Below are 15,153 nucleotides of genomic sequence, written 5' to 3'. Positions count from 1 at the left end.
CCCGAAGGTGGCTGGCAGGCGCACAGCGCCCACCGGGCAGCAAGCCCGGACCATCAATTGGTCTTGGCCAGCTGCTCCAGGATGGCGGGATTTTCCAGCGTGCTGGTGTCCTGGGTGATCGACTCGCCCTTGGCGATCGAGCGCAACAGTCGGCGCATGATCTTGCCGCTGCGGGTCTTGGGCAGGTTCTCGCCAAAGCGGATGTCCTTGGGCTTGGCAATCGGACCGATTTCCTTGGCCACCCAGTTGCGCAGCTCGTTGGCCAGGGCCTTGGCTTCTTCGCCGGTGGGCACGGGGCGCTTGAGCACCACGAAGGCGCAGATGGCTTCCCCGGTCAGATCGTCCGGACGCCCCACCACTGCGGCTTCGGCCACCAGATCGGTCTTGGCCACCAGAGCAGATTCGATCTCCATGGTCCCCATGCGGTGGCCAGAGACGTTCAACACGTCGTCGATACGGCCGGTGATGCGGAAGTAGCCTCGGTCTTCGCTGCGTACCGCACCATCGCCGGCCAGGTAATAGCCCTTGAGTTCTTCAGGGAAGTAGCTCTTCTTGAAGCGCTCGGGGTCGCCCCAGATGTTGCGGATCATTGACGGCCAGGGCTTCTTCACCACCAGGATGCCGCCGGCACCGTTGGGCATGTCGTTGCCGGATTCATCAACGATGGCAGCGGTGATGCCGGGCAGCGGCAGCGTGCACGAGCCAGGCACCAGCGGCGTGGCACCGGGCAGCGGCGTGACCATGTGGCCGCCGTTTTCGGTCTGCCAGAAGGTGTCCACAATCGGGCAACGCTCGCCGCCGATGTTCTTGTAGTACCACATCCAGGCTTCGGGGTTGATGGGCTCGCCCACGCTGCCCAGGATGCGCAGCGACGACAGGTTCCAGTTCTTGGGGTGCACCTTCTCGTCGGACTCGGCAGCCTTGATCAGCGAGCGGATGGCCGTGGGCGCGGTGTAGAACACGGTGCAGCCATGGCGCTCGATCATCTGCCAGAAGCGGCCGGCGTTCGGGAAGGTGGGCACGCCTTCGAACACGATCTGTGTGGCACCCGCCGCCAGCGGTCCATAGGCCACATAGGTATGCCCGGTGATCCAGCCGATGTCGGCCGTGCACCAGAACACGTCCGAAGCCTGCATGTCGAAGGTCCATTCGACCGTCTGCTTGGCCCACAGCATGTAGCCACCCGTGGAGTGCTGCACGCCCTTGGGCTTGCCAGTGGAGCCGCTGGTGTAGAGGATGAACAGCGGGTGCTCGGCCCCCACGGCCACAGGGGGACACTCGGTGCTTTGGCCATTCAGCAAGGCCGTGAAGGTGATGTCACGGCCCGCCACCATCTTGCAGGCCGTCGCCGTGCGCTCATACACCAGCACATGCTTGACGGCTTCGCAGCCGCCCATGGCCAGGGCCTCATCCACAATCGCCTTGAGCGGCAGCTCCTTGCCACCACGCATCTGGAAGTTGGAGGTGATCACGGCCGACGCACCGACGTCCACAATCCGTTCCTGGACGGCCTTGGCCGAGAAGCCGCCGAACACCACGCTGTGCGTCGCACCGATGCGGGCACAGGCCTGCATGGCCACCACGCCCTCGATCGTCATGGGCATGTAGATCAGGACGCGGTCGCCCTTCTGGATGCCCAGGGACTTCAGTCCATTAGCGAATTGCGCCACGCGCTGCAGCAGTTCGCGGTAGGTGACCTTGGTGACCTGGCCGTCATCCGCCTCGAAAATGATGGCGGTCTTGTGCTCGACCGCAGTGCCCATGTGCTTGTCCAGGCAGTTCGCGCTGGCATTCAGTTCGCCATCGGCAAACCAGCGATAGAACGGCGGGTTGCTTTCGTCGAGCACCTGGGTGAACGGCTTGCTCCACACCACGTTCTCGCGCGCCAGACGGGCCCAGTAGCCCTCGTAATCCTTCTGGGCCTCGGCACACAAGGCCTCATAGGCCGGCATGCCGGAGATACGGGCATTCTTTTGGACCGCCTCCGAAGGAGGAAACACGCGGTTTTCCACCAATACGGACTCGATCGCAGAGCTGGGTGCATTCATGGTTTTGTCTCCTTGCTATCTGGTGATTGTTGGGGCAAATGTCGGGTTCAGCACTTACATACCACTGACGCCCCCCAGTCGATTAGTCAAGCAAAAATAATGGCTTAGCTAGGGTTTCCCCTTGAAGTCAGCGCATACAATTCCTGCCCGGCGCCTTGGCGCCTTTTTTGCGTCTTTTCCTTCAACCACCCACCATCATGGCCTCCTTAGACCCTCATTCTGAGTCGCCTGTCTCCACCCCACCCAACTCGCCCATGCGCCCCCTGCCCAGTCTGATCTTTGCCAGCCGCTGGCTGCAATTGCCCCTGTACCTTGGACTGATCGCAGCCCAAGGCGTGTACGTCTGGCACTTCCTGGTGGAGTTGTGGCACCTGATTGAGGCCGCCTTTGGCAGCCAAACGGCGCTGCAGGCCCTGATCCACAACATCGGCTACAAGCCCGAGGCCCCGATGACGGGCCTGAACGAGACCATCATCATGCTGGTGGTCCTGGCCCTGATCGATGTGGTCATGATCTCCAACCTGCTGATCATGGTGATCGTCGGCGGCTACGAAACCTTTGTGAGCCGCCTGGGCCTGGACAGCCACCCGGACCAGCCAGAATGGCTGGACCACGTGAATGCCTCCGTGCTGAAGGTCAAACTGGCCCTGTCCATCATTGGCATCAGCTCCATCCACCTGCTCAAGACCTTCATCAACGCCGGCAACTACGATGTCAAGGTGCTGATGTGGCAGACCATCATCCATGCAGTGTTCCTGCTCAGCGCTTTGGCGATTGCCTACACCGACAAGCTGATCCACAGCAACCACCACCCCAGCCACTGAGGCATTTCCCCCTCGATCCCGCCAAGCCCGGAGCCTCCACTCCGGGCTTTTTGTTTTTATCGGCTGTTGACACCGGCTCGGAGCCGCTTGCCACCAATTGCCAACGGATATCGCCAGGGCTTTCGTCAAGGCATGTGGACACTCTTGACATCCATATGCCGAATAGTTAGAATAAGCAGCTTATTAACAACCTGCCATGCAGGTAATCCGAATCTTGATGGCTCGGATTAACCCGGCAGTTGCCTGTTTCCGCAACGGTGCAACTGCCACAGCGCCGAACTTTCGGCCCTGATGCACGGACATGTTTGGATCATGTGGCGCGCCTGTCGGTGCGCGGCCTCTGCCCTCTCTTGCGGCCCTTGCGCACTTTTCAGCGTGCCATTCGGGCCCAGTCTAAAACCCTTCATGACGGCCAGGTTGCTGCAACCCGGCCCGTGCATCGGTCGGCATGACTTTCGGCTTCGCGTGTAGGCCGTCCAAGCCTCGCTTGTGACGCGGCTGCACTGTGTGTAACCCCCAAGAACAACTCAAGGGAGGACAACCAGTGGCCAAACAAATTCGCATCGAAAACGTCTTCAAGGTCTTTGGCGATCAGCCAAAACAGGCCTTGGACCTGGTGCGCCAAGGGCTTTCCAAGCAACAAATCCTCGAACGTACCGGTCAATCGATCGGCGTGTTCGACGCCGACTTCACCATCGAAGCCGGGGAGATCTTCGTCGTCATGGGCCTGTCCGGCTCCGGCAAGTCGACCCTGGTGCGCATGCTCAACCGTTTGATCGAGCCCACCAGCGGCCGCATCGTGGTGGACGGGCAGGACATCAATGGGCTGAACGACCAGGACCTGCGCGCGCTGCGCCGCAAGGACATCTCTATGGTGTTCCAGTCCTTCGCCCTGATGCCGCACATGACCGTGCTGGACAACACGGCCTTCGGCCTGGAGATGGCCGGCGTCGACAAGGGCACGCGCCAGAAGGCCGCCCAGGAAGCCCTGGAGCAGGTTGGCCTGGGCGCCTGGGGTGCCAGCTACCCGGACGAGCTGTCCGGCGGCATGCAGCAGCGCGTGGGCCTGGCCCGCGCCTTGGCCTCCGACCCCAGCATCCTGCTGATGGACGAGGCGTTCTCCGCCCTGGACCCCATCATCCGCACCGAGATGCAGTCCGAGTTGCTGCGCCTGCAGGAATCCAAGCGCCGCACCATCGTCTTCATCTCGCACGATCTGGACGAGGCCATGCGCATCGGTGACCGCATTGCCATCATGAAGGACGGCCAGGTCATCCAGGTCGGCACGCCCGACGAGATCCTGCGCAGCCCGGCCAACGACTACGTGCGCAGCTTCATCAAGGGCGTGGATGCCGCCGCCGTGTTCAAGGCGTCGGACATTGCGCGCCAGGCCCTGACCATCGTGTCCGAACACAACGATCGCGGGTGCCGCGCGGCGTTGCGCCTGATCGAGGACTCGGACCGCGACCACGCCTACGTGCTCAACGCGCGCCGGCGCCTGCTGGGGGTGGTCTCCGCCCAGTCGCTGCGCGACGCCCTGCATGGCCGCGAGGGCATGCTGGGCCTGCAGCACGCCTTCATCGACAACGTGGTGCCGATCGATGCCGCCACGCCGGTGGCGGACCTGTTCGGCCCCATGGCCTCCGCGCCCTGCCCGCTGCCGGTGCTGGGCGAGGACCGCAAATTCCTGGGCGTCATCAGCCGCACCACCATGATGCGCTTCCTGGACCGCGACACCCCGCCGGTGCCACCGCCACAACCGGTGCAGCCGCCCGTCACGCTCAACCCCATGTTCCCCACGGGGGAGGCGGACACCCCCGCGATGCTGCACGAGCATTCGGACGCGCCCGCCACCGACAAGGAGAACAAGCATGAGTGAAGTGAACCCAAACACCGCCGCCACCCAGGACCCCTGGAGCACCAGCGCCGCACCCGCCGCCGATCCCTGGTCGGCCGCCAGCACCCCGGCCGCCGCCACCGATCCCTGGGGCGCCGCATCCGCTGCGCCCGATGCTGCTGTGCCCGCCACCGACTGGCTGACCAGCCCGGCCAGCACCACGCCTGATGCACCGCTGTCCCTGTGGGAGCAGCTGCAGACCGATGGGCTGCCGATCGAGGCCTGGATCAACCAGGGCCTGGGCTGGGTGGTGGACAACTTCCGCCCCTTCTTCCAGGCCGTGCGCGCCCCGATCGATGCCACCCTGTCGGGGGTGGAACAACTGATGCTGGCCCTGCCCTGGCCGCTGCTGACCCTGTTCGTGGCCCTGGTGGCCTGGCAGTTTGCCGGGCGCGGCCTGGCGATCGGCACCGCGCTGTCGCTGATTGCGATTGCAGCCCTGGGCATCTGGCCCGAGGCCATGGTCACCCTGTCGCTGGTGCTGACCTCACTGGCCTTCTGCATCGTGATTGGCCTGCCGCTGGGCGTGCTGATTGCCGCCAGCGACCGCGCCCAGCGCTGGACGCGCCCGGTGCTGGACGCCATGCAGACCACGCCCGCCTTCGTCTACCTGGTGCCGGTGGTGATGCTGTTTGGCATCGGCAACGTGCCCGGGGTCATCGTGACCATCATCTTCGCGCTGCCACCGCTGGTGCGCCTGACCAACCTGGGCATTCGCCAGGTCCGCCCCGACCTGATCGAGGCCAGCCGCGCCTACGGTGCCTCACCCTGGCAGTTGCTGTGGAAGGTGCAACTGCCGCTGGCCATGCCCAACATCATGGCCGGCATCAACCAGGCGCTGATGCTGTCGCTGTCCATGGTGGTGATCGCTTCCATGATCGCCGTCGGCGGCCTGGGCCAGATGGTGCTGCGCGGCATCGGCCGCCTGGACATGGGCCTGGCCACCGTCGGCGGCCTGGGCATCGTGCTGCTGGCCATCGTGCTGGACCGCATCACCCAGGCCATGGGCGAACCCCAGCGTGGCGGCCTGCGCTGGTGGCACCGCGGCCCGCTGGGCTGGTTGCTCAAGCTCCGCAAAAATTCCTGAAACGATAGCTGCCTGCGCTTATTCCATGAGCGCAAGCAGCACTTTTTACCTATTTTTCAACCAGGAGGACGAGACCATGACATCCATCACCCACGCCACGCGCACCCTGGCTGCTGTCGCTGCCAGCACCCTGGCCCTGAGCTGCCTGAGCGTCCAGGCCAATGAACGACCCGGCCAAGGCGTAAAGGTGCAGCCCCTGAAGAGCTCCATCGCCGAAGAAACCTTCCAGACCCTGCTGGTCATGAAAGCCCTGGAACAGCTGGGCTACGACGTGCAGCCGATCAAGGAAGTCGAGTACCCCACGGCCCACCTGGCCATCGGCAATGGTGACGCCACCTTCATCGCCTCGCACTGGAACCCCCTGCACGCGGATTACTACAAGAACGCCGGCGGCGATGCCAAGCTGTACCGCAAGGGCGTGTACTCCGACAATGCCGCCCAGGGCTACCTGATCGACAAGAAGACCGCCGACGCCTACAAGATCACCAACGTGGAACAGCTCAAGGATCCCAAGATCGCCAAGCTGTTCGATGCCGACGGTGACGGCAAGGCCGACCTGACCGGCTGCAACCCCGGCTGGGGCTGCGAAGCCATGATCGAGCACCACCTCGACGCCTACAAGCTGCGCGACACGGTCACCCACCAGCAGGGCACCTACTCGGCCCTGATCGCCAACACCATCACGCGCTACAAGGCCGGCCACCCCATCCTGTACTACGCCTGGACCCCTTACTGGGTCAGCAACGTGCTGCAGCCCGGCAAGGACGTGGTCTGGCTGGAGGTGCCCTTCTCCTCGGCCCCGGGTGCGCAAAAGGACGTGGACACCAAGCTGCCCAACGGCAAGAACTACGGCTTCGTGGTGAACAAGCAGCACATCGTGGCCAACAAGGCCTGGGCCGAGCAGAACCCTGCCGCGGCCAAGCTGTTCGAGGTCATGCAAGTGCCCGTGGGCGACATCAATGCCCAGAACCACATGATGAACCAGGGCCAGAACAAGCCCGCAGACATTGAGCGCCATGTCAACGGCTGGATCAAGGCCCACCAGTCCACCTTCGACGGCTGGCTGCAACAGGCCCGTGCCGCAGCACGCTGATTTCAGGAGGCTTCGGCCTCCTTTTTTGATGCACCCCACCTGCGTCGTCCGCGGGTGTGGGCAGCCGGGAAGAATGCGCCCATAATCGGTCACCCTCTGTTACTCAGCCTCCCTTCACATCCCCATGAGCGACACCCCTTCCCTGGTGCAAGGCACTGACGAACTTCTGGTCAGCCTGTGCAACTCCGTCACACGCGTCCTGAACGTCGCCACCACCTGCCACATCCAGTATTCCGGCATGGTGCAACGCATCAAGAAAACCTACCTCAAGCCCGATATCGGCTGCTTCGTGCTGTTCGACGGGGGGTTCTCAGGCCTGGTGATCATCAACTTCTCGGCCGCGGCCGCCATGGAGCTGTACCGCAGCTACCTGCTGAACATGGGCATGTCGGAAAGCGATCTGGCCAGCTCCCACACCTCGGATGAAGTCAGCAATGTGATGGGCGAGCTGATGAACCAGGTGGTGGGCGACTTCACGGGCAAGGTGCGCCGCGAGCTGCAGACCCACATCACGCAGAACCAGCCCAAGATGCTGGTGCTCAACAAACAGGTGCAGCTGAGCGTGGATGCCAATCTGGACAACCCGGAAGCCCGCCGCGTCACCTTCTACACCGCCAGCAACAACATCTTCTATCTGGAACTGGCCGTGGACAGCACCGAATTCATCAAGCTGCACGACTTTGATGCCGCAGAGGTGGTCGATCCCGACGCCATCATTGCCCAGGCCGCACAGCCCCGCCGCACTGACAGCAGCGCCGCCGCCGATACCGCCGACGTGGAAACCGAGGCCTTGCTCAAATCCCTGGGCATGTAAGCTGCCATCTGGCCCCGTGCCCAGCCCCGCCATGCGGGGCTTTTTGATGCATGGGCCGTGAACATCCACGCTGCAGGCCCCAGGTTTGCATTTGCGCAAACACCACACACGGCCAATTTGCAATAATTTGTGTCGGTTCTTTTTCCATCTCCTCTCTGCGTCTGCCATGTCACTGACCTTGGATGCGGTCCAGCAAAGCTCCAGACTTGCGACCGCACATGCCGATCTCGAGCGCTTATTGCGCGAGCAGCAGACCTTGCTGGACAGCGCGGGTGTTGGCATTGCCTTCATCAAGCACCGTGTGGTGGCCCGTTGCAACCACCATTTCGCCAAGATTTTTGGCTTTGCGCACTCGCAGCAAGCGATCGGCATCAGCAGCACCACCCTGCATGCCTCGCGGGAAGACTTCAAGGCCCTGGGGCGTGCCGCCGTAGACAGCCTGATCGATGGAAAAACCTTCAAGACCGAACGCCGGCTGCGACGCCGCAGCGGTCACCTGTTCTGGGCCAGCCTGACCGGCCACCTCATCAACCCAACGGCCCCGCAGGAAGGCTCCATCTGGATCATTGACGACATCGATGAAGAATGCCGTCGCAAGGCCCTGCTGACCGCCACCCTGCGCGAGAAGCAGTTGCTGTTCGAGACCGCGGCCGTCGGCATCGTGTACTGGCGCCGCGGCACCCCCAGCCGCTGCAACCCGCACCTGGCCAGCATGCTGGGCTACGAGGCCGAAGAGCTGATCCAGCTCGCGAATGTGCCGGCGACCCTGCGCCATGCCACCTCGCCCCTGGAAGTCTTGAGCGAGGTGGCCGCCAGCAGCCACGGCAACTTCGAAGGGGAAATCACCCTGCGCCACAAGCAGGGGCAGCTCATCGAATGCGAGGCACGCAGCCGCTGGGTGGACCCGTTGGACCACAGCCAGGGCGAAGTCTGGATCCTGGTGGACATCACCGAACGCAAGCACATCCAGGCCATCCTCACACAGACGCAGGCCGAGCTGGAAAGCCTGGTGCACGAACGCACCAACGAGCTCAGCGTCACCATCCAGACCTTGCACCAGGAGGTGGAGGACCGCAAGCGTGTGCAGGAGCGCATCCACTGGATGGCGCACTATGACCCGCTGACCGGCCTGCCCAACCGGGCACTGCTGGCAGAGCGCAGCAAGGCCGCAATCGCCACGGCCCAGGCCAACAGCAGCCCCCTGGCAGTGATCTTTCTGGACCTGGACCGCTTCAAGCACGTCAATGACTCGCTGGGCCACAAGGTGGGCGACGCCCTGCTCGAGCAGATCGCCAAGCGCCTGCGGGCCGTGGTGCGCGAAAAAGACACCGTGGCCCGCCTGGGCGGCGATGAGTTCGTGCTGTTGCTGCCCGGCGCCAACGCCCAGGGGGCAGCCCGCGTGGCTGGGAAGTTGCAGGAAGCCTCGCGCCAGCCCTACCAGATCGGCCACCACGAACTCAGCATGGCCCCCTCCATGGGCATCGCGCTGTTTCCGCAGGATGGGCAGGACATCGACAGCCTGACGCAATCTGCCGATGTCGCGATGTACCACGCAAAACTAGAGGGGCGCAACACCTACCGCTTCTTCACGCCGCAGATGCATGCCAAATCGGTGCGCGCCCTGCAGCTGGAAAACGCCATGCGCCGGGCGCTGGAGCGCAATGAGTTCACCCTGCACTACCAGCCGCAAATCTGCCTGCACACCGGGGAGATACGCAGTGTCGAAGCCCTGCTGCGCTGGCAACAGGCCGAGCTGGGCGCCATTTCCCCGGCCGAATTCATTCCGGTGGCAGAAGACAGTGGCCAGATTCTGCAGATCGGGGAATGGGTCCTCAAGAATGCCATAGCGCAATTGCAAGCCTGGCACCAGGCAGGCTTCCCGCACCTGAAAGTGGCGGTCAACCTGTCGGCCATCCAGTTCCACCAGCCCCAGTTGCCAGAGCTGGTGGGGCGCATCCTGCAGGAGTCCGACATTCCCGCCACCGCCCTGGAGCTGGAACTAACCGAGGGCGTTGCCGTGCACGACCCCCAGGCGGCCACCCAGACCATGGACGCCCTGCGGGAGCGAGGCGTCTGGCTGTCGATGGACGACTTCGGTACCGGTTATTCATCACTGAGCCAGCTCAAACGCTTCCAGATCTACAAGCTCAAGATCGACCAGTCGTTCGTGCACGACCTGGACCATGACAGCAACGATCGCGCCATCGTGAGCGCCATCATCCGCATGGCACAGGCACTGGGCATGCAGACCACAGCGGAAGGCGTGGAAACCGCGGCCCAGCTGGAGTTCCTGCGCGAACAAGGCTGTGATGAGGCCCAGGGCTACCTGTTCAGCCGCCCCCTGCCAGCGCCGCAGATTCACGCGCTGCTGAGCTCCTACCAGCCCTGGATCACACCCCAAGCGTCGAACACACAGGCGCGTTGAACGCCGTCTGCCCCTAACAGCACAGGCACCCCATGCCCTTGCAGGCCGGACTGGCAGTCGACGGACAGAGCGGTCAGGGGCTGGCTTCCAGCGGCGCCCATAGGCGCGGACCGCCGGCATCCAGGTGCGTCAGGTACACCCGCACCTCGAATTCCAGCTGGTGGTACTCAGGCTCCAGGTGGCAGCACAAGGCATAAAAATTCTTGTCGTGATCCGACTCACGCAAATGCGCCAACTCATGGGCCACGATCATTTTGAGGAACGGCTCGGGCATCTGCTTGAACAGCGATGCGATCCGGATCTCGTGCCGCGCATTCAAGCGCCCGCCCTGCACCACCGCCTTGCGGGTGTGCAGGCCCAAGGCATTGCGCATCACGTGCAGCTTGTTGTCATACGCCACGCTGTGCAGCACGCCCGCCTTGCGCAGGCGTGAGGTCTTCAGCGCATCCACATAGGCATACAGCGCCTTATCCGAGCGCAATGCATGGGCCTGCGGATGGCGACGCAGCAACCACTGCTCAATGCCCTGCGGCACAGCCAGCAACTGGGCCACCTGCTGCTGCAGCCCCGCAGGGTAGGCCTGCAGATAGGGCAATGAAGATGCCACCAAAGTGCCTCAAGAAAAAACCCGGCACAGCCGGGTTGGGTGGGTCAGGGGAAGGATCAATGCAAGTGGCGCGGACGACGACCACCGCTGCCCCCGCCATTGCGGGGACCGTTGTTGCCGCCGCGGGGAGGCAGCTTGCCGATCTCCAGCGAGCTGATCAGGCTGTCGAAGCGCTGCATGAACAGCTTGTCGATTTCGGCCACAACACCCACCAGCTCGGAGGCATCGAAGTGGCGCTCCATGGTGTGAATCACGTCCTGCACCAGCATGTCACGCTGAACTTTCATGATGGCAGCAGGATTGGGCCCCACAAACAGCATCACGAAGTCATCGCGGGCCTCGTCGGAGCGGTCGCCATCCTCCTCGTCAAACTCAGCATCGTAGAAGGTCACTTCAATGGCTGCACCCGTTTCGGCCAACTCGTTCAGCCCCATGCACATGTCGTCCAGGGACTGTCGGAAGTCCTCGTCACCAGACACCGTCCAGCACATTTGCAAGAGCGCATCCTTGGTGTTGAACTGGATGCCCGGCTCTTCTTCATACGCACTGGCCGCGCCAGCCGCCAAAGAGCGTGCCCCGGCATACGACCACAGCGGCTTGAGCGCTTCCTGCAACTGATCAAACGTCACATCTGCACGCAGTTGCACCTGTCCATGCACATGGATTTCAAAGGGCGCGTTATAGCTTGGCATTGTTTTCTTCACACGAGCGTGCGCCTGCAAGACGCGGACGCACAAAATAATCTGTGGAGGATTGTCGCACGCCTACCCACCCTCACCGAGCGATCTGCAGATTGCCCGCAATTTCCACCTGCACACCACGAGCCACCACATGGTCAAGATGCCGTGACACGCAAAACGCTCCCATCTTGCATGGAAGCAGCAAGGCCTCATGGCGATGCGGCCAGCGTGTCGGCATCACTCGGTGAGCGCCACCTCCTTCAAATACACCAGGTTCTCGCCACCATTTAAGGCAGCCCTAAATTGAGAAGGGCAAATGGGAAATGGGGACGCACACCAGCGTCTGCAGCGACCGTTGACGCAAAAAAAGACCCCTACTGGGGCCTTGGCTGGTTTGGCTTGTGCAGATTGCCGCACAGCTTTGCATGTTCATGGTGCCCCGGGCCGGAATCGAACCGGCACGCCGTTTTAATAGGCGGCGGATTTTAAGTCCGATGTGTCTACCAATTTCACCACCGGGGCACTGTTGCAAGCCCGCGAGCATAACCGATCTTCTAGCCATGCTTCGGACTGCACACACATGAAAAAAGGGAAGCTGTTGCTTCCCTTTTTGAATTGGAGCGGGAAATCGGGTTCGAACCGACGACCTATACCTTGGCAAGGTATCGCTCTACCAACTGAGCTATTCCCGCATTTTGGAGGCGCGATCCGGAGTCGAACCGGACTAGACGGATTTGCAATCCGTTGCATAACCGCTTTGCTATCGCGCCTGAACTGGAGCGGGAAATCGGGTTCGAACCGACGACCTATACCTTGGCAAGGTATCGCTCTACCAACTGAGCTATTCCCGCAAATCTTTCAATTACTTGAAAGAGCCAAAAAACCTGGAGCGGGAAATCGGGTTCGAACCGACGACCTATACCTTGGCAAGGTATCGCTCTACCAACTGAGCTATTCCCGCGAATCTTTCAATTGCTTGAAAGAGACAAAAACCTGGAGCGGGAAATCGGGTTCGAACCGACGACCTATACCTTGGCAAGGTATCGCTCTACCAACTGAGCTATTCCCGCTTATCAACGAAGCCCTAAATTCTACAACAGAAACTCAAGCACCGATGCGATGGAATGAATTGTAGCGCAATTTTTTGACACTCCAGAAAACAGCGCTACAAAATTTCATCAATGCTTCACCGCTCGCGTCTTCTTGGCCGCAGGCTTGCGCACCACAGACTTGGTGGCAGCCACGCCAGCCGGCGGGACAGCTGCTACGTCCTCATCCAATGCGACGGGCATGCGCTCCAGGGCGACCCTGAGCACCTCATCGATCCAGCGCACAGGAATGATTTCCAGCTCGGTCTTGACGTTCGCAGGTATCTCTTGCAGGTCTTTCACATTCTCCTGGGGGATGAGGACCGTTTTGATGCCACCGCGCAATGCGGCCAGCAGCTTTTCCTTCAAGCCGCCAATCGCGGTCACTTCCCCTCGCAAAGTGATTTCACCGGTCATTGCCACATCGGCCCGCACCGGAATGCCCGTCAATGCCGACACGAAGGCAGTCGTCATGGCAGCACCTGCGCTGGGACCATCCTTGGGGGTTGCGCCATCGGGCACATGCACATGGATGTCGCGCTTTTCAAAAGCAGCGTCTTCAATCCCTAGCATGCGGGCACGGCTGCGCACCACGGTTCGTGCAGCCTCGACCGACTCTTTCATGACATCGCCCAGCGAGCCCGTACGCAGGATGTTGCCTTTCCCCGGCATGGTAGCCGCCTCAATGGTCAGCAAATCACCCCCCACCTCGGTCCAGGCCAGCCCCACCACCTGCCCCACTTGATTGAGCTGCTCGGCACGTCCGTAGGTGAATTTGTGGACACCCAAATAGTCATCAAGATTTGCCGCCTTGACAATCACCTTGGGCTTGAGCTGCTTCAGCTGCAAGCCCTTGACGACCTTACGGCAGATTTTCGACAGCTCGCGTTCCAAAGAGCGTACCCCCGCTTCACGCGTGTAGTAGCGAACGATGTCACGGATGGCATCGTCCTTGACCTCGAGCTCACCTTCTTTCAGGCCATTGTTGGAGATCTGCTTGGGCAGGAGGTACCGCTTGGCAATATTGAGCTTTTCGTCTTCCGTGTAGCCAGACAGACGAATCACTTCCATGCGATCCAGCAGCGCTGGAGGAATATTCATGGAATTGGACGTTGCCACGAACATCACGTCGCTCAGGTCGAAATTGACCTCCACGTAGTGATCACCAAAGGCATTGTTTTGCTCCGGGTCCAACACCTCCAGCAAAGCGCTGGAGGGGTCCCCGCGGAAGTCCATGCCCAGCTTGTCGATCTCGTCGAGCAAGAACAGCGGATTGCGTGTTCCGACCTTCTCTAAGCTTTGCAAGACTTTGCCGGGCATCGCACCGATGTAGGTGCGGCGGTGCCCACGAATTTCCGCCTCGTCGCGCATGCCGCCCAGAGCCATGCGCACATACTTGCGCCCCGTCGCCTTGGCAATCGACTGCCCCAGCGAGGTCTTGCCCACACCGGGCGGCCCGACCAGGCACAAAATGGGCGCCTTGACCTTGTCCACACGCTGCTGCACGGCAAGATATTCCAGAATGCGATCCTTGACCTTTTCCAGGCCAAAGTGGTCAGCGTTCAGCACCTCTTCAGCATTCGCCAGATCATGCTTGATCTTGGTTTTTTTCGACCAAGGCAAGCCCGTCAACACATCGATGTAGTTGCGCACCACCGTGGCTTCGGCAGACATGGGCGACATCAGCTTGAGCTTCTTGAACTCCGCTTCGGCTTTCTTGCGCGCCTCTGCAGGCATCCTGGCAGCCTTGATCTTCTTCTCGATCTCCTCGAGATCGGCGCCATCCTCGCCCTCCCCCAACTCCTTCTGAATCGCTTTGACCTGCTCGTTCAAATAAAAATCGCGCTGGTTCTTCTCCATCTGGCGCTTGACGCGACCGCGAATCTTCTTATCGACATTCAGGATATCGACTTCGCGCTCCAGTTGCTCGAAGAGATTCTCCAGCCGCTCTTTCACGTTTGCCAGATTCAGAACCAACTGCTTGTGGTCCAGTTTCAAAGGCAAATGCGCCGCAATCGTGTCGGCCAAACGACCCGCATCATCAATCCCGGCAATCGATGTCAGGATTTCAGAGGGAATCTTCTTGTTCAGCTTGACGTACTGATCGAACTGCTGCGACACCGCGCGGCGCAACGCCTCCACTTCACTCGCATCCGCCACAGGCTCGCCAGCATCCATGGGCACACAAGCAGCCACAAAATGCGTCTCCTGATCCTGCACATCCAACAACTTGGCGCGCTGCTGCCCCTCCACCAGCACCTTGACCGTGCCGTCGGGCAGCTTGAGCATTTGCAAAATGGTTGAAATGCTTCCGACCTCGAACAGATCGGAGACTGCGGGCTCATCCTTGGACGCTGTTTTCTGCGCCACCAGCATGATGCGACGATCCGCCTCCATGGCCAGCTCCAGAGCTTTGATGCTCTTGGCACGACCCACAAACAGCGGAATCACCATATGCGGGAACACCACCACATCGCGCAAAGGCAACAGTGGCAGTTGCGCACGCTCGGTGACTGACAACTCCGTTGATCCAGACATGGAACTCCTTACTCGCCAGCGCCGCATTGCGGACGCTGACTAATCAATTGCA

The 15,153-nt window shown here is 61.5% G+C and carries 10 protein-coding genes and 6 tRNA genes; 6 read left to right on the top strand and 10 right to left on the bottom strand.

All coding sequences use genetic code 11. The features are described from left to right. Positions 1-53: 53 nt before the first annotated feature. Entirely contained in the window at positions 54-2,048 is a 1,995-nt protein-coding gene (gene acs / locus FYM52_RS05655; RefSeq protein ID WP_154163385.1) for an acetate--CoA ligase, read from the bottom strand. Between the two features lie 197 nt (positions 2,049-2,245). Between acs and FYM52_RS05650 the strand changes: the two genes are divergently transcribed. The 6 genes from FYM52_RS05650 (at position 2,246) to FYM52_RS05625 (ending at position 10,188) form a co-directional block, all read left to right on the top strand. Next, positions 2,246-2,872, top strand: coding sequence for a TIGR00645 family protein (locus FYM52_RS05650; protein ID WP_043387258.1), 627 nt, complete (start codon positions 2,246-2,248; stop codon positions 2,870-2,872). A 544-nt stretch (positions 2,873-3,416) separates the two neighbouring features. Further along, the gene (gene proV / locus FYM52_RS05645) at positions 3,417-4,751 is read left to right on the top strand and encodes a glycine betaine/L-proline ABC transporter ATP-binding protein ProV (RefSeq protein ID WP_162524657.1); all 1,335 of its coding nucleotides are present in this window, start codon (positions 3,417-3,419) and stop codon (positions 4,749-4,751) included. Further along, on the top strand, positions 4,744-5,856 hold the full coding sequence (gene proW, locus FYM52_RS05640) for a glycine betaine/L-proline ABC transporter permease ProW (RefSeq protein ID WP_154163384.1): 1,113 nt from the start codon (positions 4,744-4,746) through the stop codon (positions 5,854-5,856). The genes proV and proW overlap by 8 nt, the downstream gene beginning before the upstream one ends. Before the next feature lie 76 nt (positions 5,857-5,932). Beyond that, a complete protein-coding gene (gene proX, locus FYM52_RS05635) occupies positions 5,933-6,949 on the top strand; it encodes a glycine betaine/L-proline ABC transporter substrate-binding protein ProX (RefSeq protein ID WP_154163383.1) in 1,017 nt (338 codons plus the stop codon). A 124-nt stretch (positions 6,950-7,073) separates the two neighbouring features. Further along, positions 7,074-7,763 (top strand): DUF3334 family protein, encoded by a 690-nt coding sequence (locus FYM52_RS05630; protein ID WP_154163382.1) that lies wholly within the window; start codon positions 7,074-7,076, stop codon positions 7,761-7,763. A 166-nt stretch (positions 7,764-7,929) separates the two neighbouring features. Continuing rightward, positions 7,930-10,188, top strand: coding sequence for an EAL domain-containing protein (locus FYM52_RS05625; protein ID WP_154163381.1), 2,259 nt, complete (start codon positions 7,930-7,932; stop codon positions 10,186-10,188). A 73-nt stretch (positions 10,189-10,261) separates the two neighbouring features. Here FYM52_RS05625 and FYM52_RS05620 read toward each other — a convergent pair whose 3' ends face one another. The 9 genes from FYM52_RS05620 to lon all read right to left on the bottom strand — a co-directional run bounded on the left by FYM52_RS05620 (position 10,262) and on the right by lon (position 15,101). Further along, positions 10,262-10,795, bottom strand: a complete 534-nt coding sequence (locus FYM52_RS05620; RefSeq protein ID WP_162524656.1) for a YgjP-like metallopeptidase domain-containing protein — start codon at positions 10,793-10,795, stop codon at positions 10,262-10,264. A gap of 56 nt (positions 10,796-10,851) precedes the next feature. Continuing rightward, complete coding sequence (locus FYM52_RS05615; protein ID WP_045267032.1) at positions 10,852-11,487, bottom strand: DUF6806 family protein; 636 nt, start codon at positions 11,485-11,487, stop codon at positions 10,852-10,854. 420 nt (positions 11,488-11,907) lie between these two features. Next, positions 11,908-11,997, bottom strand: a tRNA-Leu gene (locus FYM52_RS05610). Between the two features lie 94 nt (positions 11,998-12,091). Continuing rightward, a tRNA-Gly gene (locus FYM52_RS05605) sits at positions 12,092-12,167 on the bottom strand. A 4-nt stretch (positions 12,168-12,171) separates the two neighbouring features. After that, a tRNA-Cys gene (locus FYM52_RS05600) sits at positions 12,172-12,245 on the bottom strand. A gap of 5 nt (positions 12,246-12,250) precedes the next feature. After that, positions 12,251-12,326, bottom strand: a tRNA-Gly gene (locus tag FYM52_RS05595). A 34-nt stretch (positions 12,327-12,360) separates the two neighbouring features. Next, a tRNA-Gly gene (locus tag FYM52_RS05590) sits at positions 12,361-12,436 on the bottom strand. 33 nt (positions 12,437-12,469) lie between these two features. Further along, positions 12,470-12,545, bottom strand: a tRNA-Gly gene (locus FYM52_RS05585). Positions 12,546-12,653: 108 nt separating this feature from the next. Continuing rightward, positions 12,654-15,101 carry an endopeptidase La gene (gene lon, locus FYM52_RS05580; protein WP_154163379.1) on the bottom strand — a complete coding sequence of 816 codons (2,448 nt, stop codon included), beginning with the start codon at positions 15,099-15,101 and terminating at the stop codon, positions 12,654-12,656. Between the last annotated feature and the right edge of the window lie 52 nt (positions 15,102-15,153).

Origin of the sequence: Comamonas sp. CAH-2, from assembly GCF_009668305.1 — a bacterium.
Taxonomy (GTDB): Bacteria; Pseudomonadota; Gammaproteobacteria; order Burkholderiales; family Burkholderiaceae_C; genus Comamonas; species Comamonas aquatica.
This window is presented reverse-complemented; position numbering and strand designations above follow the sequence as displayed.